General features: G+C 64.4%; 14 protein-coding genes. 6 read left to right on the top strand and 8 right to left on the bottom strand.

Going from position 1 to position 21,484, the window contains the following annotated elements:
- The first annotated feature begins 15 nt into the window (after positions 1-15).
- From H6A15_RS00455 to H6A15_RS00435, 5 genes are all read left to right on the top strand, one after another.
- On the top strand, positions 16-1,161 hold the full coding sequence (locus tag H6A15_RS00455) for a glucose-1-phosphate adenylyltransferase (protein ID WP_204671204.1): 1,146 nt from the start codon (positions 16-18) through the stop codon (positions 1,159-1,161).
- Positions 1,162-1,165: 4 nt separating this feature from the next.
- Positions 1,166-2,272: a glucose-1-phosphate adenylyltransferase subunit GlgD gene (gene glgD / locus H6A15_RS00450; protein ID WP_204671202.1), complete on the top strand. Its 1,107-nt coding sequence runs from the start codon at positions 1,166-1,168 to the stop codon at positions 2,270-2,272.
- 125 nt (positions 2,273-2,397) lie between these two features.
- Positions 2,398-4,692 carry a glycogen synthase GlgA gene (gene glgA / locus H6A15_RS00445; protein WP_239462225.1) on the top strand — a complete coding sequence of 765 codons (2,295 nt, stop codon included), beginning with the start codon at positions 2,398-2,400 and terminating at the stop codon, positions 4,690-4,692.
- Between the two features lie 337 nt (positions 4,693-5,029).
- Positions 5,030-8,332 carry a 4-alpha-glucanotransferase gene (locus tag H6A15_RS00440; protein ID WP_204671194.1) on the top strand — a complete coding sequence of 1,101 codons (3,303 nt, stop codon included), beginning with the start codon at positions 5,030-5,032 and terminating at the stop codon, positions 8,330-8,332.
- Between the two features lie 110 nt (positions 8,333-8,442).
- Positions 8,443-8,718 (top strand): FmdB family zinc ribbon protein, encoded by a 276-nt coding sequence (locus H6A15_RS00435; RefSeq protein WP_204671186.1) that lies wholly within the window; start codon positions 8,443-8,445, stop codon positions 8,716-8,718.
- 150 nt (positions 8,719-8,868) lie between these two features.
- Here the strand turns inward: H6A15_RS00435 and H6A15_RS00430 are convergent, their stop codons facing one another.
- From H6A15_RS00430 to H6A15_RS00400, 7 genes are all read right to left on the bottom strand, one after another.
- Positions 8,869-10,266 carry an RsmB/NOP family class I SAM-dependent RNA methyltransferase gene (locus H6A15_RS00430; RefSeq protein ID WP_342635772.1) on the bottom strand — a complete coding sequence of 466 codons (1,398 nt, stop codon included), beginning with the start codon at positions 10,264-10,266 and terminating at the stop codon, positions 8,869-8,871.
- Complete coding sequence (gene fmt / locus H6A15_RS00425; RefSeq protein WP_204671184.1) at positions 10,263-11,180, bottom strand: methionyl-tRNA formyltransferase; 918 nt, start codon at positions 11,178-11,180, stop codon at positions 10,263-10,265. The genes H6A15_RS00430 and fmt overlap by 4 nt, the downstream gene beginning before the upstream one ends.
- A 42-nt stretch (positions 11,181-11,222) precedes the next feature.
- Positions 11,223-11,759: a peptide deformylase gene (def, locus tag H6A15_RS00420; RefSeq protein WP_204671182.1), complete on the bottom strand. Its 537-nt coding sequence runs from the start codon at positions 11,757-11,759 to the stop codon at positions 11,223-11,225.
- A 154-nt stretch (positions 11,760-11,913) separates the two neighbouring features.
- Positions 11,914-14,394 carry a replication restart helicase PriA gene (gene priA / locus H6A15_RS00415; protein ID WP_204671180.1) on the bottom strand — a complete coding sequence of 827 codons (2,481 nt, stop codon included), beginning with the start codon at positions 14,392-14,394 and terminating at the stop codon, positions 11,914-11,916.
- Positions 14,395-14,427: 33 nt separating this feature from the next.
- Positions 14,428-15,723 (bottom strand): methionine adenosyltransferase, encoded by a 1,296-nt coding sequence (metK, locus tag H6A15_RS00410; RefSeq protein ID WP_204671178.1) that lies wholly within the window; start codon positions 15,721-15,723, stop codon positions 14,428-14,430.
- 138 nt (positions 15,724-15,861) lie between these two features.
- Positions 15,862-18,429 (bottom strand): YhgE/Pip family protein, encoded by a 2,568-nt coding sequence (locus tag H6A15_RS00405; protein WP_204671176.1) that lies wholly within the window; start codon positions 18,427-18,429, stop codon positions 15,862-15,864.
- Positions 18,426-19,250 carry a hypothetical protein gene (locus tag H6A15_RS00400; protein WP_204671174.1) on the bottom strand — a complete coding sequence of 275 codons (825 nt, stop codon included), beginning with the start codon at positions 19,248-19,250 and terminating at the stop codon, positions 18,426-18,428. The genes H6A15_RS00405 and H6A15_RS00400 overlap by 4 nt, the downstream gene beginning before the upstream one ends.
- Positions 19,251-19,419: 169 nt before the next feature.
- On the opposite strand from H6A15_RS00400, the gene gltX reads away from it, so the two are divergent.
- Positions 19,420-20,901, top strand: a complete 1,482-nt coding sequence (gltX, locus tag H6A15_RS00395; RefSeq protein ID WP_204671172.1) for a glutamate--tRNA ligase — start codon at positions 19,420-19,422, stop codon at positions 20,899-20,901.
- A gap of 102 nt (positions 20,902-21,003) precedes the next feature.
- On the opposite strand, the gene H6A15_RS00390 is transcribed toward gltX, so the two are convergent.
- On the bottom strand, positions 21,004-21,408 hold the full coding sequence (locus H6A15_RS00390; protein ID WP_204671170.1) for a hypothetical protein: 405 nt from the start codon (positions 21,406-21,408) through the stop codon (positions 21,004-21,006).
- Positions 21,409-21,484: the final 76 nt, after the last annotated feature.

Below are 21,484 nucleotides of genomic sequence, written 5' to 3'. Positions count from 1 at the left end.
TGAAGGAGAACATCGATGAGCAAAAAAGAATGCATCGCCATGCTCCTCGCAGGAGGACAGGGCAGTAGGTTGGGGGCGCTCACATCTAAGATTGCCAAACCAGCCGTCTCATTCGGAGGCAAGTACAGGATCATCGACTTCACGTTGTCGAACTGCTCGAATTCAGGCATCGACACCGTGGGCGTGCTGACCCAGTACCGTCCCTATCGCCTGCATGCCTACCTGGGCTCCGGCTCTGCGTGGGATCTTGACGAGCGCGGCGGTGGCGTTTCCATCCTTCCCCCCTATGCCACCCAGGATGGCGGCGCCTGGTACGCCGGAACCGCCGACGCGGTGACGCAGAACCTCGACTACATCAAGTCGCACGACCCCGAGTACGTGCTCATCCTGTCCGGCGACGCCCTGTATCGCATGGACTATCGCGAAATGCTTCACACCCATATCAGCAACAATGCCGATCTGACCGTCGCCGTCATGCCCGTGCCGTGGGAGGACGCAAGCCGCTTCGGCATCCTCACCACCGACGACGAAGGCAAGATCACCAAGTTCACCGAGAAGCCCGAGAAGCCTGATTCGAACCTCGCTTCCATGGGCATCTACATCTTCACCGCCGACTTCCTCATCAATGCCCTCGAGGAGGACGCGCTCGACCAGCGCTCCAGCCATGACTTCGGCGGCGACATCATCCCCAAGGCTTTGGCTGACGGCAAGCGCCTGTTCGTCCACAAATTCGAGGGCTTCTGGAAGGACGTAGGCACCATCGCCAGCTACCACGAGACCAGCATGGATCTCCTGGGACCGAATCCCTACTTCGACCTGTATGACTACAAGACGCCCATCATGAGCAACGACACCACCCGTCCGCCTCACTATATCGGCCCGGACGGCAAGGTCGATGACTGCCTGGTCTCCAACGGCTGCGAGATCCTGGGCACCGCCCGCCACTCCGTCATCTCCACCGACTGCGTGATCGGCGAGCGCGCCATCGTCGAGGACTCCGTCCTGCTGCCTGGTGCCGTCATCAAGGCCGGCGCTCACATCTGCCGCGCCATCATCGGTGAGAACGCCGTCGTCGAGGAGGGCGTGAAGCTCGGCTCGGTCGACACCACGAAGGACACCGCCGTCGTTGGAAACGACGTCGTCATCGGGAAGGGGGAATGAACCGATGATCAACCGCAAGGCCATCGGCTATATCACCGCTAACTACACCAGCAGGGAGCACAGCGTCCTGCTCGACAGCCGTCCGCTCGCGTCCATCCCGTTCATGGGCCGCTACCGTCTCATCGACTTCCCGCTGTCCAACCTCGCCAACGCCGGCGTGAAGACCGTGGGCCTCGTGATGCCGGGCAACTATCGCTCCATCGTCGACCACGTCGGCCATGGCAAGGACTGGGGCCTCGACCGCAAGAAGGGCGGCCTGTTCCCGCTTCCCGGCAACCCCTACGGCGCCACCAAGCAGGGCATGCGCTTCCTGCTCCGTGACATCATCTCCAACAAGACGCTCTTCCAGCGCTCCGACAAGCCCTATGTCGTGCTGATGGGTTCGAACATCATCTTCAACATGGACCTCAACGCCGTGATCGAAGCCCATGAGGCCAGCGGCGTCGGCATCACGATGGTCTACGTGCGCGCCGAACGTCATCAGGACGACGCCATGTCGCTCGAGATCGGCGAGGCGGGCCGCGTGAAGGGCTTCCGCCAGGGCTGCAGCTACGGCGACAACAAGTTCCTCGATTGCGTCGTCATCAACCGTCCGCTGCTGCTCCAGATCATCGACCAGTATGCCAGCGCCGACTACCTCGACCTCTTTGAGGCCATCGCGCCCGACTTCGAGCGCATCGACGTGTGCAGCTACGAGTTCAAGGGCCTGGCCATGGGCTTCTTCAACGAGGACACCTACTTCCGTCGCAGCATGGAGCTGCTCGACCCGACGACCTCGAACAAGCTGTTCATGAAGGAGCGCCCGATTCTCACCAAGGCCCATGACGCGCCGCCGGCGAAGTACTTCTCCGGTTCCGTCGCGTGCAACTCCCGCATCTCCGCAGGCTGCGAGATCAAGGGTACCGTGCGCAACTCCATCCTCGCGCGCGGCGTGACGGTCGAGGCCGGCGCCAACGTGGTGAACAGCATCATCATGCAGTCCTGCACCATCAAGAGCGGTGCTCACGTCGAGAACGCGATCCTCGACAAGGACAACGTGGTGGCTGCCAACACCGAGCTGAGCGGCACTCCCGACGACATCCTGGTTGTGGGCAAGGCTGCCCTGAAGTAGGTTTCTAACTGGCACCTCGACTGGGTTTGACCCACCCAAGATGTTCGATAGGGACTATCATAAGAATCGCCGCCTGGCACGCGCTGGGCGGCGATTCTAACATCGGATTGTATATGGAGGCCTCAATGGCTAAAAAGATGCAAGTGGTATTCGCCTCCGCCGAGGCGGCGCCCTTTGTAAAGACCGGTGGCCTGGGAGACGTCGCGGGATCGCTCCCCAAGGCGCTCAAAAAGGCCGGCGCCGACGTTATCGTCATGGTGCCGAAATACTCCACGATTCCCGACTACTACACCCAGCAGATGCAGCATGTTGGCGAGTTCTACGTCAGCCTGGGCTGGCGCAACGAGTACTGCGGGCTCGAGCGCCTCGACCTCGACGGCATCACCTATCTCTTCCTCGACAACGAGCACTATTTCGCCCGGAGCTATCCCTATGGCTTTTTCGATGACGGCGAGCGCTTCGCGTTCTTCTCCAAGGCGGTCACCGAGAGCCTCCAGCACCTCCCCGATGGCTTCCAGTGCGACATCCTGCACTGCAACGACTGGCACACCGCGCTGTCGCCGGTGTTCCTGCGCGAGTTCTATCAGGGCCTGCCCCTCTATGAGCGCGTGAAGACCGTCTTCTCGATTCACAACATCGCGTTCCAGGGCCAGTTCTCCGACACCATCCTGAACGACGTGCTGGGCCTGGCGCACATCCCCAACGCCGCCCGCCAGCTGCGCTGCGACTCGAGCTCGATCAACTATATGCTCGGAGCCCTGAACTACACCGATGCCATCACCACCGTCTCCCCCACCTATGCGGGCGAGATCCAGACGCCCGAATACGGAGAGCACCTCGACGGCGTGCTGCGACGCCGCAACAACATCCTCTCGGGCATCCTGAACGGCATCGACACCGTCGAGTGGGACCCCTCGACCGACTATCAGCTCACCGAGAACTACTCCGTTGACAACATGGAGGGCAAGGCGGCCTGCAAGGCGGCCCTTCAGCAGGAGCTCGGCCTCGAGGTTCGCTCCGACCGCCCGCTCATGGTCATGGTAACGCGCCTCACCCGTCAGAAGGGCATGGACCTCGTGACCTATGCCCTCGACAGGATTCTCTCCGGCGGCGTGCAGGTGGCCATTCTGGGCACTGGCGACTACGAGGACTCCATGAACTACTTCGCCAACAAGTACCCTGGCTCCATGGCGGTGCGCCTCACCTTCGACTCCGCGCTGTCCCGCCGCATGTACTCCGGCGCCGACATGTTCCTCATGCCGTCCCTCTTCGAGCCCTGCGGCCTGTCTCAGATCATCGCCATGCGCTACGGCACCCTGCCCATCGTCCGCGAGACCGGCGGCCTCAAGGACACCGTCATCCCCTACAACCAGTTCACCGGCGAGGGCACGGGCTTCTCGTTCGCCCACTTCAACGGTGACGAGATGGGCGACGCCGTCTTCCGTGCGGCGCGTCTGTTCTGGGACGACCGCGACTCTTGGAACGAGCTCGTCAAGCACGCCATGACCCAGGACTTCACCTGGAAGCGCTCGGCCGATGCCTACATCGACCTGTATCGCAGCCTTCATCCTGATGTAGAGGTGATGCCCGAGCCGGAGCCTGAACCGACCCCGGCTCCGGTAAGCGAGCCCGCCCCGGAGCCGGAACCTGAGGTTGCTCCCGAGCCCGAACCCGAGGCCGCTCCTGAACCCGAGGCTGCCCCCGTCGAGCCCGTTGTCGAAAAGCCCGCTGAAGAGGAGCCTGCAACCGCTGCGGTCCCTGAACCGGTTGAAGAGGAGAGCGTTGCCGAGTCCTCTGAGCCCAAGGCGGAGCCTGTCGCTGAGGAAGCTCCGGCCAAGGAGGTAAAGGCCGAGGAGGAGAAGCCCGCTGCCAAGCCGGCTGCAAAGAAGACGACCAAGGCGGCAACCAAGGCGACGACCGCAAAGACCGCCGCGACCAAGGCCGCTACCAAGAGCACGGCAACAAAGACTGCCACCAAGAGCACGGCCGCCAAGACGACCAAGTCTGCCGCGACCAAGACAGCGACGGCGAAGACCGCTGCCACCAAGACGACCGCGAAGAAGACCGCGGCTGCCAAGACGACCGCCACCAAGGCCGCATCGGCAAAGGCGGCTGCCGAGAAGCCCGTCGAGGAGACTGAGGCGCCTAAGGCTTCAACGGCCAAGACGACCAAGGCCGCTGCTACCAAGGCCACCGCTACCAAGGCCACCGCTACCAAGGCTGCCGCCACGAAGGCGGCCGCCGCTAAGACAGCTCCGGTCAAGAGTGAGACCGAGCCTGCCAAGCCCGCAGCCGAGGCGCCCGTCGAGGAGGCCAAGGAGACCAAGCCGGCGGCCAAGGCCAGCACGGCAAAGACCACAACCAAGGCGACGAAGGTCTCTGCTGCCCGCAAGACCACGACCCGCCGTCGTTCTTCCTAGCGCATACGTCGCTCCTTCTCTGATAGCTCGAAGGCATCGAGAAGAACAGACGGGGCATCGTGCATCATCGCACGATGCCCCGTCACCCATTTCCAAGCAAGATACATGGATTCACGCCATAACCTGTCTGCATGCGGCGCGCACCTGCCAAAACACCTGGTCAAATACCAAAATGCGACCAGCCGATCAACAAACCCACGTTGTAAAAGAGCATCACATGGGTATATTTTCAAGTCTTTGCTAGCAGGCAGACTACAGTTTCCATATACTAGAGAAGTTTTGCTTCGCGCGACGTAGATGCCACGTGCGCCGCGCCAGTAGTAGAGGGAACTATCCTATGAGATTGATTCACAACAGTCGGCTGCCAGAATATCGCTCTCCCTTTGGAGCTGCAAAGGTCGGCACCGACGTCACGCTGAACGTCCGAGTCGAGGCTGCTCCCGACGAGGGCGAGATCAGCCTCTTTCTTCGCACCTGGGTTGACGGAGAAGGCGAGCGCCGCCACCGCATGCAGCGAATCGGCCCCGAAACGTTCTCGATCGTCGTGCCGTGCCGCCATGCCGCCATCGTCTGGTACAGCTTCATCGCGCGCTGCGAGAAGGACGGCGAAGAGCGCGAGCTTCGCTGCGGCGCACCACAAGGCCGCACCGGCGGCGAGGGCGTGACCTACGACTACGAGAACGTCCCCTCCTTCCAGCTCACCGTCTACGAGCCGCGCACCGTCCGCCCCAGCTGGTATGAAAACGGCATGGTCTATCAAATCTTCCCGGACCGCTACCGCCGCGACCCCAACTGGCGCGAGCGATGCGAGAAGGTGGCCGCAGAGCCTCACAACGGCTACCGGCGCCACGTTGTTGAAGACTGGAACGAGCCTCCCGTCTATCAACGTAATCCGAACAACTCCATTACCACATGGGACTTCTACGGAGGCTCGCTCAAAGGCATCGCCTCGGATCTTGATCGACTGGAAGAGCTCGGCATCACCGTCATCTATTTGAACCCCATCTTCGAGGCAGCGAGCAACCATCGCTATGACACCGCCGACTACATGAAGATCGATCCGATGCTCGGCACCGAAGAGGACTTCCGAGAGCTGTGCGCAAAGGCCAAGGAGCACGGCATCTCGATCATCTTGGACGGCGTCTTCAACCACACCGGCGATGACTCCATCTACTTCAACCGCTTTGAAAACTACCCCGGCAAAGGCGCCTGGGCAGGTGAGGACTCCCCATGGCGAGATGCCTACTGCTTCAATGAGGACGGCACCTATAGTTGCTGGTGGGGCATCGGCAACATGCCCGACCTCAACGGCGACTCCCCTATCGTTCGCGAGCTCCTGCTGGGCGAAGATGGCGTCATTCGCCATTGGACGCGCGCAGGCGCGGCTGGCTGGCGCCTCGACGTTGCCGACGAGCTCACGGAATCGCTCATCCGCGATATCAAGACCACGCTTCTCGAGGAGCGCCCCGACGGCCTTCTTTTGGGTGAGGTCTGGGAGGACGCCTCCAACAAAGAGAGCTATGGCCACCTCCGTCACTATCTGCTGGGAGAAGAGCTCGACTCGGCCATGAACTATCCGTTCCGCGACATGGTGATCGGCTTCCTCATGGGTCACATGTCGGCCGAGGACGCGGCGGAAGTCATCGAGTCGCTCCACGAGAACTATCCGCCCGAGGCGCTCGCATGCTGCTTGAACCTTCTCGGCAGCCACGACCGGCCGCGCATCGCCTCCGTCTTGGGTGGCGGCCCCGATGAGAGCCAGCTTCCCGAGGAGGAGCGCGGCCGCTGGCGCCTCTCACCCGAGGCCATGGGCCTTGCCAAGGCACGATTCTGGCTCGCCACCCTCATGCAGATGACGTTCCCGGGCGTTCCCTCGATCTACTATGGCGATGAGTATTGCCTCGAGGGCCTCTCCGATCCCGGTAACCGTCGCACCCTGCCACTCGAGGAAGACATCAAAGACCGCGACATGCTCACCATCGTGAAAAACGCCTCGGCCGTACGTCGCGCGCTCCCCTTCATGGTGGATGGCGACATCTCGGCAAAGGCGCTCGATGATGACGTGCTGAGCTACACGCGAACAGCCGCCGACGGCACCAGCGCCACGGTTATCATCAACCGCAGCAGGGACACCTCCCATACCGTGCGCATCGCGGCACGCGGCGAGGCGGCGACCGACATTGTGTCCGGAGCCGAGCTCCCCATTGCAGAGGACGACACCGTAGGCGTCACGCTGTGGCCCTTCGGATCTGCGGTCGTCCTCTTCCATGACGAGCAACGCCTCCAGAAGCCGCTCGAGCGCGGCGCGGGCGTGGTGTGCCACATCACCTCGCTTCCCTCCGACAAGGGCCGCACAGGCACCCTGGGCGTCCCCGCCCGTCGCTTCATCGATCATTTGGCAGCGATGGGGATGCGTTACTGGCAGGTCCTGCCGGTAAACCCCACCGACCTCTTCAACTCTCCCTATGCGGGCCCCTCTGCATTCGCGGGCAACATCGACCTGCTCCCCGAAAGCGAGAAGGAGCTTCGCGCCGAATTCCGCGCCTGGAAGGCCAAGGGCGGCGAGAAGTCTGACGCCGCCTATCGCGCATTCGTCGAGAAGGAGTCGTTCTGGCTCAAGCCCTACTGCGCCTTCATGTCGGTCAAGGCGGCTCGCAAGGGCGAGGCGCGCCACGAGTGGCCATCCGCCCTCTCACGCTACGACGAGCGCATTCTCATGAGCCCCAAGTATCGTCCCGAGGCCGAGGCGCAGGCATATTTCCAGTATCGCTTCGATGTCGAATGGCGCCGCATGGTGGCCCATGCCCATCGTCGCGGCATCCAGATCATCGGCGACATTCCCATGTATGTCTCTGATGACTCCGCCGACGTCTGGACCAACCCTGAGATGTTCTGCCTCGACGAGGACGGCCGCCCCTCCGGCATCGCCGGCGCTCCGCCCGATGGATTCGCGCCCGACGGCCAGATCTGGGGCAACCCCACCTTCCGCTGGGACGTCATGCGCGAGGACGGCTACCGTTGGTGGCTTGCCCGCCTGGGCCGCGCCTGCGACCTGTATGACCGCGTGCGTCTCGACCATTTCCTGGGCTTCCACAACTACTTCTGCATCCCCGCAGGCGCTCCGGGCTCTGAAGGCCGCTGGCTTCCCGGACCGGGCAAGGAGCTCTTCGACCGCGCTTACGAAAAGCTCGGACAGCTCCCCTTTATCGCGGAAGACCTTGGCGTGCTCACTCCTGGCGTTCGGTCGCTTGTCGCCACATGTGGATTCCCCGGCATGGACGTTCTGGAATTCTCTGACTACAACGTGCTGGACGGCCTGCACCCGCATCCGGGCAAGATCTTCTATACCTCCACGCATGACACGTCGACGCTCGTGGGCTTCTGCGCACGTTCGTTCACCGACAATGCCGAGTATGCTCGCAGCCTTGGCCAGAAGCTCCTGCGAAACGCCATGGCGAGCGATGCCGAGCTGGTCATGGTCCCGCTTCAGGACATCTTGGGGCTAGACGATACGGCTCGCATGAACGTGCCGGGCGTAGCCGACGGCAACTGGTCTTGGCAGGCGGACGAGGACGATGTCTCTTCTGCCATCGAAGACATGCGCGTGCTGCTTGAAGATACGGGACGCGTCGCAAAGTAGCGGCTCTGCCCCATGCGCGAGAACGGAAGCGAAAAGCTCGCATGACGGACTCGCAGCACCGAATTGGGGTAGAGTACCTTTGTTTGAAGCGAGGAAAGGAACAACCGACCATGGCACGATATGATTATCGATGCACCGCGTGCAACACGGTGTTTGAAGTCGAGCACGGCATGACCGAGCACCCCGAGATCAGCTGCCCAAAATGTGGCCAGCCCGCCACGAAGGTCTTTAGCGCAAGCGGCATCAAATTCGAAGGCAGCGGCTTCTACAACACCGACCAGCGTGGAGGAGGTTCGAGCACTGCTGCCACCTCTGGCACGAGCGACAGCTCAAGCAGCCCGTCCGAATCCCACAGCTGCGATAACTGCCCGCATAAGGCAAACTAAGCCGAAAGTTCAATCAACAAGATGAAGGCGTCCGCGTTGCATCGCAACCGCGGGCGCCTTTGTCTTGTAGAGAACGATCAAGAAACAACGATCTATCGCCTCGATGCACGAAGCATCGAATGCAGCACATCGCGCCAATCATGCCCAGCGCTACGCGATGCGGATGAAACGGGCACAGAAGTGGCCGTCGAAGGCATCATGGGCCGGATAGGTCGTAAAGCAACCCGTTTCGGTCTCATGATCGCGCACATACGCGCTCGCCTGCTCAAAATCAGACAGCGTATACGCATACGATTCACTGACCGGAGCAAGCTGGAAGCCACGAGCTTGCGGCATCTCGAGAAACCGCTCGACAACGCGATCGTTCTCGGCTTCGAGAGTCGAGCACGTCGCGTAGATAAGCTCGCCAGAAGGCGCGACGCGCGATGACGCCTCGGCGAGAAGCTCGAGCTGCAATTTGGGCAACGAGCTGACCACGTCATCGAGCTGCAGGCGCCAGGGAATCTCAGGATGGCGACGCATCGTGCCCGTCCCCGAACAGGGAGCATCGAGAAACACCGTATCGAACAGAAGCCGCTCCCCCGCCCCGCTATCGAGCTGTGAAAGCACCCCGTCCAAGTCCCTGCAGTCACCCGCTGCAAACGAGATGCCCCGGTCAAGCCCTGCCCCAATGAGCCGGCTTCTGTTGAGGTCGCACTTATGGGCAGACAGGTCGCACGCCACATGCTGCGCGGCAAGACCCATACGGCTGCGTCCACATCCCATGACAAAGGTCTTGGTGCCGCGTCCCGCACCGATCTCAAGCGTGGAACCGGGACGGATGGCAGCCGTGGCGATGATCTGGGCATTCAGGTCGGAAGAGGCGGCATCATCCCGCCTCAGGGCTCCCGAGCCAACCAAGCCGGCGCGGTCTAAAACCCTAAACGCGCCGACCAGGGGCGTATCGTAAAGCTCGACTCCCCCAATCGAGGATATGCGCGGATTGAGTTGGATTGCGAGGGGCGCCGGCTCAAGCTGGGCATCGAGGGCAGCCTGCGCGTGGGCGTCGCCCATCGAGGCGAGCATCTCGCGTGCCAGCCATGCAGGCACGCCGGCACGGCGCGCCATCGAGACGACGGCACGCTCATCTGAGACGATGTCGGAGGCGGCAAGAAACGCCTCGCGCCCCTCGGCCACGCGACGCAGAACGGCGTTTGCAAAGCCGACGGCGCTCTTCGCACGGCTGCGCACGAGCTCTGCGCCCTGGCTCACCGCGACGCGCGGCTCGGACCCAAGATAGATGATCTCGAAGGCTGCGATGCGCAGCGCCATGCGAATCGATCGCTGCACCTTGCCAGGCTTGGCGACATAGGCGTCGAGCGCCTCGTCAAGACAGCCCTTTGTGGCGCTCACGCCAAGCGCGAGCCGAAGCGCGAACGCGGCATCGCGCTGGTCGAGAGAGCGCGCGCAGGACAGCTCGTCCATGAGGTCGCGGACAAAGGCCCCGGACCGATCCGCTTCGAGCAGGGCGGCAAGGGCGGCGGAACGCGCCGGCGAGAGCTTGCTCACGAGAGCCTCTCCCAACGGCCCCCTGCCTCACGTTGGCCCACGGCCCAGGCGGCGGCGCCCATCTCCCGCTTGCCATCAGGCTTCATCGAGAGAATCTCGATGACCCCGTCGGCGCATCCGACATAGACGCGCTTGCCCTCGATCCGCAGCTCGCCTGCCACAAGCGAGACGTCGCCAAGGGCGGCCCTCATGATGCGCACCGGCTTGCCGGCGATGACGCAGCGCGCCGGCGCGGCATCCGATGAGGCGAGAACGCGGCGCACGTTCTCGATCGCCGAGAGGCCGGGCTCGAGGCGGAGCTCGGCCTTTTCAATCTTTGCTGCGTGGGTCACGAGCGATTCATCCTGCTCGGTCCACACGACCGTCCCGTCGGCAAGCGTTGGAAGCACCTGGCACAAGAGGTCTCCGCCGAGCTCGGCAAGCTCAGCGGTGAGCTCGTCCGCCGTCTTGCCGGCGACGCTGCATGACGCCTGGGCGCAGAAGGCGCCCGTATCCACCCCATGTCCGATCCTCATGATGGATACGCCGGTGCGCTCATCGCCGGCAAGAATGCAGCGCTGGATGGGGGCCGCCCCGCGCCAACGCGGCAACAGCGACGCATGCACGTTCACGCATCCCAAAGGCGCCATGGTGAGCACCTCGTCTGGCAGGATGCAGCCATAGGCGGCGACGCAGAAGACATCGGCCCGGGCCGCAGCGAGGGCATCGAGGACCTCGGGGGTCATGCGCTTGGCTTCGACCACGGGGATGCCGAGCTCCTGCGCGGCAACCTTAACCGGTGACGGCTCGAGGCGCTTGCCGCGAGCACGCACGGCATCGGGTCGGGTGAGCACCAGCACCACCTCGTGCTCGCAAGCGAGATGTTGAAGCGAAGGCACCGAAAACGCCGGCGTTCCCATGAATACGACACGCATGCGCAACCCCTTTCTGACGAGTGCGAACAGATAGAAGAAAGGCTACTCGGTATCGCCCGGCTTCGCGCCGCGGGCAAGGGCGTCTTGATACTCGCGCATGGCATGGACGCGCTGCTTGGGGTCCAGACGCTCAAACATGGTGATGCCATGCAGGTGGTCGATCTCGTGCTGCAGGCACACGCACATGAGGTCACCCGAGGCCTCGTAGCGCATCAGGTTCGCATCGAGGTCGTACGCCTCCACCACAACGTGATCCGGACGGCTGATCTCGCAGTTGATGCCCGGAATGGATAGGCAGCCCTCGCTAGACGGACGCTTGGTTTCAGACTGCTCGACAATGACCGGGTTGATGAGCACGTAGGGGTCATAGTCCTCACGCGAAGAGTAGTCGACGTCGACGATCACCAGCTGGATGAGCTCGCCCACCTGCGGCGCGGCAAGGCCGCAGCCGCTATTCTCAAACATCTGATCCTTCATGCGCTCGACGAGCTCTTCGATCTTCGGGGTGATCTCCTTGATGGGCTCGCACTCCTGTCGCAGCCTGGGATCGGGCGACAAAACGATGCCGTTCATCTCCATGTGATGGTTCCTTCCGTGAATACAGGTACAGCCGTGCTCTATCTTACCCGCACCACGGGAAATCTTCACGGAAGAGCACATAACGGCCCAAGCTCACCGAGCGAGCACAACGCCGGACGGCGCAGCAGAGAAGCGCGGCATGGCACGAAGGGGCCTACATGAGGTCGTAGGCGTCCACGTCCACGCTCACGGAGACGTCGCGGCGTGCGCCGACCTCGGACAACGCGCGGGAAAGCACCCGTGAGATGTCATAGCCCACAGGGCATTTGACCATGACATGGAAGCGGAAGCGGTCCTTTGCGCGCTCGATCACGCAGGTCGTGGGCCCGAGGACCTGAGGCCGCTCGGTAGAATCGGCTGCAAGAGCTGCCGAGAGACCCGAGGCGCCAGCAGGCGCGACGCGATGCTCCTGAGACGCGATGGCGCGGATTTTTTCTGCCAGCGCCTCGACATAGCGCTCCGTCACGTTTCGATCCTTGCCCCGGCACACGACGTTCACCAGGCGGACGTAGGGCGGATAGCCAAGCTCGGCGCGCTGCACAAGGTCAGCCGGCACAAACAGGGAGCGGTCGTGTGCCGCCACGGCCCTGATGACGGGATCGTCGGGCAAGTAGGTCTGGATAACCACCTCGCCCGCCCGCTCTCCGCGTCCCGCACGACCTGAAACCTGCTCAAGCAAGGCAAAGGCCCGCTCGGAAGCTCGAAAATCGGGCATCTTCAAGGCGTAGTCCGCCATGACCACGCCGACAAGCGTGACCTCTGGAAAGTCGAGGCCCTTTGCAATCATCTGTGTGCCGAGAAGCACCGCGCACTCCGCCGCATCGAACTCTTCGAGCAGCCTTTGATGAGACCCCTTCGCCTTGGTAGAGTCGGCGTCCATGCGAATCACCGCGACATCCGGCGGCAGCAACGAGCGCAGGGCGTCTTCGATTTGCTGGGTGCCCATACCCATCTTGGCAAGGTAGCGGCTTCCACAGCGCGGGCAGGCCGAGCCGGGCGCGGGATAGGGCCTTACCGGATGGACCGCGCCGCAGGTGTGGCACTCGAGCGTATGCGTGCGCTCGTGATAGGTGAGCGCCGTGGAACAATGGTCGCAGGTGGGCACGCAGCCACATTCGCGACACATGAGGAAGGGGGCGAACCCTCGGCGGTTGTGCAGAAGGACCGCCTTTTCGCGGCGCTCCACCACGCGCATGAGGCCGTCAAGGAGAGGTTTCGAAAACATGGAGCGGCTTCCACGGGCGAACTCGCGACGAAGGTCGGCGATGACGATACGAGGGAGCGTCGCCCCCGCGGGACGCTCGGGCATCTCCACGCGCGTCCACGAGACGCCGCCAAAAGACCCCGCCGCACAGCGCGCAAGCGACTCAAAGCTGGGGGTCGCCGAACCCAAGACCAGCGGGCACCCGTACAGGGACGCCATGTAGGCGGCTAGCTCACGCGCATGGTAGCGAGGGCTCTGGCCCTGCTTGTAGGTATGCTCATGCTCCTCGTCGATAACGATGAGGCCGAGGTCGCGGAAGGGGCAGAACAGTGCCGACCGTGCGCCGACCACCACGCGGGCGACGCCTGCGTGCACCATATCCCATTGATCGAGGCGCTCGCCCGCAGAGAGCCGCGAATGGAAGATGGCGACCGCATCGCCGAAGCGCGAACGAAAACGACCCACCGTCTGGGCGGTAAGCGAGATCTCGGGCACGAGGACGCAGGCCGACTTGCCTTCGGCAAGCACGCGTTCGATGGCGGCTAGATAGACCTCGGTTTTACCCGAACCGGTCACGCCGTCGACCACCACCACGTCCCCTCGCCCCAAACCGCGGGCATGCTCGATGGCGGACAACGCCCGTCGCTGCCCGGCCGTCAGCTGCGCGGGGGCGGCCCCGCTCGCCGAAGAGAGCGTCGTGGACGCATCGCAGCCGCGCCAGGCGCGTCGCTCCTCCACCGTCACCACGCCGCGCCGCTCAAGCGCCTTGACCGTAGCGGACATGCCGCCATACAAGGCGTTGAGCTCGCTTGTGGTCACCGGCCCGCACGCTAGCGCCTCGACCAGCTGCCGCTGGCGGACGGCGCGCTCAGGCGGAACGAACGCGCGGCCCTCCTCGGTAAGGGCGACCACCCGCTGGTGCACCTCCTGGACCGAGGCACGCTCGACTTCGTAGGTGCCATCCTCGAGCCGACGGACCCTGGGCGTATGGCCGGGGGGCAAAAAGAGGCGGAGGCACTCTGAGAGCGGCGCCACATAGGTTTGCGAAAGCCATCGAGCGATCGCAACCGATTGTTCGGAAAAGGCGGGCTCTGCCAGCACGGCGCGCACCGGTTTGATGCTGGAAGGGTCAAGCGACTCCGCCCCGGCAAGGCCATCGGGGGTTCCGGCGCAGGCAATCACGTAGCCCGCCGCCATGCGTCGGGCAAACGACACGAGCACCGTCGCCCCCACCTTCACCCCGTCGACAAGGTCTTGGGAAACCGCATAGGTGAAGGGTTCCGAAAGGGCTCTCGCCGGAATGTCGACGACGACGGAGACGTAGCATGCAGCCGAAGCGGCCTGCGCCGTAGGAGCAGGCCTATCGCTCGAACGCCTGGTGGCGCCCTCGGCGCCAGCACCGAAGAGCGTAAGCTGGTCGGGTATCGTCATCGCCAATTCGCCAAGTCCTCATCACGCGGGGCGCTACAGGCCGCACGCGGCGCGAAGCTCGTCCACGCGGTCGAGGCGCTCCCAGGTAAAGTCTGCGTCCTCCCGCCCAAAATGACCATAGGCAGCCGTCTTCTGATAGATGGGGCGGCGCAGGTCGAGGTCGCGAATGATGGCGCCAGGACGCAGGTCGAACACCTCGCGCACGGCGCGCTCGATCTCAGAGACCGCGACTCGCTCGGTTCCAAAGGTGTCGACCATGATGGACAGCGGGTGGGCGACGCCGATGGCATAGGCCAGCTGGACCTCGCAGCGGCGCGCAAGGCCTGCTGCCACCACGTTCTTGGCGACCCAGCGGGCGGCGTAGGCCGCAGAGCGGTCGACCTTGGTGCAGTCCTTGCCCGAGAAGGCGCCGCCGCCGTGACGGCCCATGCCGCCGTAGGTATCGACGATGATCTTGCGGCCCGTGAGACCGGTATCCCCCATGGGGCCGCCCACCACGAAGCGCCCGGTGGGGTTCACGTAGACCTTCGCGTCCTTCCAGGGGATGTCCACGCTATCGAGCACCGGCGCGACGACGTGCTCGAGCATGTCGCGCTTGATGATGCCCATGTCCTCGATCTCGGCCGCGTGCTGGGTGGAGATGACGATGGCCTCCACGCTCGCCGGGCGGTTGCTCTCATAGCGCACGGTGACCTGGGTCTTTCCGTCTGGACGAAGATACGGGACGGTTCCGTCGTGGCGCACCTCGGCGAGGCGCTCGGCAAGGCGGCTCGCCAGGTAGTGCGGCATGGGCATGAGCACGTCGGTCTCGTCGGTTGCATAGCCAAACATCATGCCCTGGTCGCCTGCGCCGATGAGGTCCAAGGGGTCGGTGCTGGCACCCGCCTGGACGTCGAAGCTCTCGTCGACGCCCTGAGCGATATCCGGGCTCTGGCCGTGAATCATGTTGATGACGCCGCAGGTAGTACCGTCGAATCCGTACTTCGCACGATCGTAGCCGATGCGGCAGATCACGTCGCGGGCGATCTCTTGTATGTCCACGTATGCCTGGGTGCGAATCTCGCCGGAGATGACCACCATGCCGGTGGTGAGCATGGTCTCGCATGCGCAGCGCACGTTCTCAAGCTTTGCCGGAACTCCATCGGCATCGACATAGCCCATCTCCTCGAGACGGGCCTCTTTGGTCAAGATGGCGTCGAGGACGGCGTCGGAAATCTGGTCGGCGATTTTATCGGGGTGCCCCTCGGTCACCGATTCAGACGTGAAGAGGAAGGTTCCGGACCCTCCCGCGGTGCTGTCGGGGACGGTGGAACGAACGCGGTCTGTCATAGTAAACCCTCCATAGATAAGACGCCCGGCGGCCGTTACCATTCCGCCGGGCTTGTGTGCCTGCACATTGTACCCCGCGCCTTCAAGCGTTGCGCGTCGAGGGAAACTCTTCTAAAGACGCACAACCAGGCGCGGGGCTCACCGCGCCGCAAAGACGCGCTCCGGCCTGACCTGCCGTCGCGCCAGGGCCGCCACGCACGAGATAGCGACCGCGACGATGCACCAGACGACGAGGGCGAGGACCGCTGCCGCCACGCCGCGCGACGAACCCGCCATGAGGCTTCGTATCGCCTGCGTCACAAGGGGTACCGGAAGCACCGAGCCCAGCACCTGCAGCGGGGCGCACGCGAAGAAAGAGGGCAGAAGCGCGCCCGCGCAAACCGCCTGCACGCCAAGCGCAACAAGTGACACGCCGACGTGAAGACGCCCGCACGCCGCTCGAAGCGCCTGGGAAACGAGTGCCCCAGAGACGCCGGTCAATGCCAAGAGCCCGGCAAGCTGCCACGCGCCTTCTGGCCCGACGCCCAGAAGAAGCAGCGCCGCGGCGCCAAGCAACCCCTGGACAGCGCCCAACAGCGCATAGGCCACCGAGCAAGAGAGCACCGAGGTGATGCCCGAGGCCGCCGCGACGGCTCGCATGTCGAACGCCGGAAGCGAAAGCGCAAGCAGCACGCCTCCGAGCCAAAGCGCCGCAACGATCGCCAGCGGAGCTGCCGCCTGGATGCCATCGACCGACGTCGAGGCACCGTTTGAGATGGAGACGGAGCGGGCGACGACCTCGGAAGTCGTCGCAGGGTCGCCCGAGATGCTCGACAGCGAATCGCCGGCCGTCTCAACCGCATCAACAACCTGGCCCGATGCCTCTTTGAGTTGGTCAACGCCGTCGCCCAGCTGTCCGGCAGCAGATGCCATGGCATCGAGGCCGCCCGCGAGGCCAGAGGTACCCTGAGCCACCCCGCGCAGCGCGGAGGCGAGCGTCGCGTTGCCGGTGGCAAGCTGGCCGGTCGCCCCGGCAAAGCCGGACAACGCGTCACCGAGGGCCCGCGTGCCCGTAGCCACGCCCGAGAGGCCTGCGCCGATGCCGCCGGAGGACGAAAGCTGGGTCCCCAGCGCGCCGACACCCTGTCCCAGGGTGTCAAGCGTACCGATCGCGCCGGGAACCTGATTGCCGCCGGGCACCTCGACGCCGTCGAGCACCACGTTGGCGCTCAGGACGCCGCGCGCCACGCCAGACGCATCGCCGGCAAGGCCGGAGACCGTCTCAGTCGCCCCCTCGAGGGCGTCAGCGGCAGGGCCCGCCGCCTCATCGAGCGCCTGCGCGGCCCCGTCGATCGACGCCGACGCATCGGACGCACCGGAAAGGCCGTCGACAGCCGAAGCGCTCGTCTGGGCAAGGTCCGCCGAAGCGGATGCGATGTCGGAAAGGTCTGCCAGAAGCGCCTCGCGCTCTTCTGAAAGAGCGGCACGCTCGGCGTCGATCGCTTCCAGGGATGCCGAGCGCTCCTCCGCGGACAGGGTGGCATCGAGCGCGAGGTCGCGCACCCGAGCATCGAGCTCGGCCTCCCGCACATCAAGCGACTGAAGTCGCTGGACCACGCCGGGCGCCAGCTCGTCGTCAGAATCCATCCTCGAGCTCAGGGCCGCAGCGCCGTCCCGCACGGCGACGACGGAGTCAAAGGCTGAGGAAATGCCCTCAGAAGCGTCGCGGACAGCAGCTTGAGCATCCTCGAGCGCAGACGTCGCGCCCACCAAAGCATCGCTGAGCGTTGTCGCCTGTTGCGACAACGCCGGACCGGCAGCCGCCAGACGAACAGCAGAGCCCAGGACATCATCAAGCGTGGTCGACACGCCTTGGAGCGCGTCGGCAACCTGCTGGATGCCAGAACCCATTTGCGTCGTCGTCTGAGACAGGGCGTCGAGCGCCGCCGCGGTCGCCTCAGCCCCCTGGGCGAGCGGCTCGGCCATCTGCTCGCCGACGGCAGACATGCCCTCGCCGAGCGCCGCGGCGCCCGTTCCGGCGGCGTCGACCCCTTGCGCGATCTGCTCCAGGCCCGAATCCAGCTGTCCAGACACATCGGCGATCTGCCCCATGCCTTCCGCCAAGGCGTCCGCGCCCTGTGAAAGCGCGTCATAGCCCGCATCGAGCATCACCGATCCGTCGGCGGTCAAGGTAAGGCGACTCGCCTGGCCGCGCACATCGTTGAGAACGCCGAGCAGGTAGTTCTCGCCGACATCGGCTCGCACCCGTGCCTGGACCTGACGGAGCGCCGCCGAGCCTGCACTTGTCGCAAGGACGTTCTCGCTGCCGCTCGAGACCATCTCGATCGTCGCCTGCTCGGGGCTCGACGTCTCAAGGCTCGCGACGCACTCGGAATAGTCCTCAGGTATGCGCAAAACAAGCGCATAGCTTCCGCTTTCAAGACCGGCGTCGGCGGTCTCCTCGTCGACCACGCTCCACGCCAGCGTCGGGCTGTCCAGCAGGTCGTCCACCAGATCGTCGCCAGCGGAGAGCTCACGCCCGTCTGACGTGGTTACGCCCCGGTCCTCGTTCACCACCGCCACGGGAATCAGCTCCGACCGCGAGAACACCTGGCCAAGAGCCATCGTGGCGAGCAGGCCCGCAGCAACAGGTATAGCCAGGGCGCACGCCAGCGCCACGACGCGCCCTTGGCGCAGACGACAGACAAGCTCGTCGAACCACCTCATCGGGCATCACCGCCCTCCATGTCAGGCCGCCGTTCGCCTGAAGCGGCCTTCAAGGCGTCAAGCGCTTCCGCCGCCTCGCTATCGAGCGCGACCGCACGTACGTCGAGGGCAAGCACCGGTTCGTGCGTCGCCACGATGACGCAGGTGCCATGACGCAGGGCGAACTCGCGCACGGTGCCGATCGCTGAACGCGCCTCGTCAGCCGACGCGCCTCCCACAAAGGGATCATCCAGGTCGCAGACGGCGACTTGGACGCCGCCGGCGCAGGCAAGCGCCAGCGTGAGGCGAAGGCGGGCGGCAGGCTCCAGCTGATATAGACGCTGGTCGACATGGGTGGCGAGCCCAAGCTCCGCCAGAAGGTCCAGCACGGCGTCTTCGTCGGCGGCACCGCCGCGGAGCCCCGCCTCGCGTCGTACCGCCTCCTCGACCGTTTGCCGCTCGTCGACATCGAGCAGCCCGGTGACGACGCCGAAGCCGACCGTGCCGCGCTGAAGCCGTTCAGAAGTGCGAAGGCGGAAGCGCCGGTTCGAGACCGGAGCGGCAAGCTCTACTCCCGCCACCGCCAATGATCCCGCCGTCGGTCGCACCAGGCCCGCCACGGCGAGCAGAAGGTCACGTCCCGATGCCTGTCCGCGAGACACCGCGGCAAGCACCTCTCCCCTGAATGCCGAGAGCGACGCGAATTCGAACGATCGGTACCCCTGCGGCGCGTAGCTCGCGTCCCGAGCGACGACGACGGCGTCGCCCCGGGCATCGGCATCTGCTGCGGCGCGACTTGGAGCGGATGCCGACGCGGCGGGCTCGCCGGCGGATAACATCAAGTCTGGAAGCACAGGTCCTCCCTCTATTCCGGCACCCTCTGCCGGAGGCGAATGCATGTGTTGTATTTTCCCATTCATACCCGCAAAAGCACCGCGCAAGCCCGCCCGGTTTGCAGGTTGCCATATAATGCAGCAGTCCAATTCGATTACCCATGTCCAAGGAGCATCCATGAGCTCAAACGTCCGCGTCCGCTTTGCCCCCTCGCCCACCGGCAAGCTGCATATCGGCGGCGCCCGTACAGCCATCTATAACTGGGCGTTTGCCCGTGCCAACGGCGGCACGTTCATCCTGCGCATCGACGACACCGACCCCACCCGGTCCACCGCTGAGAACACGCAGGTCATCCTGCGCGCCATGCGCTGGCTGGGCCTTGACTGGGACGAGGGCCCCGAGGTCGGCGGCGACTTTGGCCCCTATGCCCAGACCGAGCGCGCCGACCTGTACCGCGAGGCCGCCGAGCGCCTGCTTGAGGAGGGCAAGGCGTATCCCTGCTTCTGCACGCCCGAGCAGCTCGAGGCCGACCGCGAGGCAGCGCGCGAGCGCAAGGACCCCTTCCAGGGCTACCAGCGCCGCTGCCGCAACATTCCCGCCGACGAGGCCCGCGCCCGCATGGAGGCCGGAGAGCCCTATACCCTGCGCATCAAGGTCCCCGAAGACCGCGGCGACGTCGTCATCGAGGACGCCGTCCATGGACGCGTGGTCTTCGATGCCAAGGAGCTCGACGATTTCGTGATCTTCCGCTCCGACGGAACCCCGACCTACAACTTCGCCACCGTGGTGGACGACGCCGCCATGGGCATCACGCACGTCATCCGCGGCGACGACCACCTGTCCAACACTCCGCGCCAGGTCATGGTCTACGAAGCGCTCGGCGCCCCGGTTCCCGTCTTCGCGCACATCTCTATGATCTTGGGCGCTGACGGCAAGAAGCTCTCCAAGCGGCATGGCGCGACCTCGGTCGAGGAATACCGCGATGCCGGCTATCTGTCCGACGCCTTCGTGAACTATCTGGCGCTTCTGGGCTGGTCGCTCGACGGCGAGACCACGGTCATTCCTCGCGACGTGCTTGCATCGCAGTTCTCGCTCGACCGCATCTCCAAGAATCCGGCGACGTTCGACCCCAAGAAGCTCGACTGGATGAATGCCGAGTACATCAATCGCATGGACGATGCCACGTTCGTGGACCACATCGCATTGCCCCAGCTCGCTGCCGCAGGCATCCCCGTGGCACGCGCCGACCACGATGACGCCTGGTGGTCCACCTTCGCCTCCATCGTTCGCCCCCGCACCAAGATGCCGTCTGACGCCGCGAGCGTCGCGGCACCCGTGTTCGCGACCGCAGAGACACTTGCCTACGATGAGAAGTCGGTGTCAAAGGGACTCGCCAAGGAAGGCATGGGCGCCGTGCTCGATGCGGCCCGCGAGGCGCTCACGGCGCTGCCCGAAGACGGATGGACCGCTGATGCGATTGACGCCGCGCTGGAGCCCCTGCCGGAAGCGCTCGATATGAAGAAGCGCCTCGTGTTCCAAGCGGTGCGCGTCGCAGAGTGCGGCAACATGGTGAGCCCGCCGCTCGGCGAGACCATGCAGCTCGTCGGTCGCGAGGATTGCCTTGCACGCATTGACCGCGCGCGCGAAATGGCGCTCTAGGCCTCTCGTCGCCTACAACGCAAGTCTCTTCTCGGGGCGGGCAGGGGACGATCCCTGCCCGCCCCGCTGTTGCGTCACCTTTTCATCGGCTTCTTTCAGCAATTAATGATATTCGTCCTCGGAATACCAACGACGCCCTGAGGCGGGCGTCGAGCACCAGGGCCCGCCGCCGACGCACGACATCTCTTCGCAGGCGTCACCGATCCAACCTTCCACCGCGTCGTCGAGCGCTGCGGCATCATCCATGCTGTATGCGACGCCGTCCAAAAGAACATACCACCTGTCTGCATGGCAAACTTCTATGATGGCGCAGCCTTCGGCATCCAGAAGCGTCAGAGAAGTCTCATGGCAACCAACCACGTCCCGCATGGACTCGACATACGCGCCATAGCCGCCCCAATAGGTAAACGTAGCGTTTTCGAACAGCTCGCGAGCCTGCTTCACCACAGAAGAGTCGCTCGAGCACACCGACTGGAGACGCGGCGACGGAAACCGCTCGATTCTCACCGCATGAGCGTCTAACAGGCCGCCCCCGTCACCTCGCATCGAATCGGAAGGGCAACTTTCAGAGACCGCACTCGAA

The organism is Enorma phocaeensis, from assembly GCF_016901575.1.
Lineage (GTDB): Bacteria > Actinomycetota > Coriobacteriia > Coriobacteriales > Coriobacteriaceae > Limicola > Limicola phocaeensis_A.
This window is presented reverse-complemented; position numbering and strand designations above follow the sequence as displayed.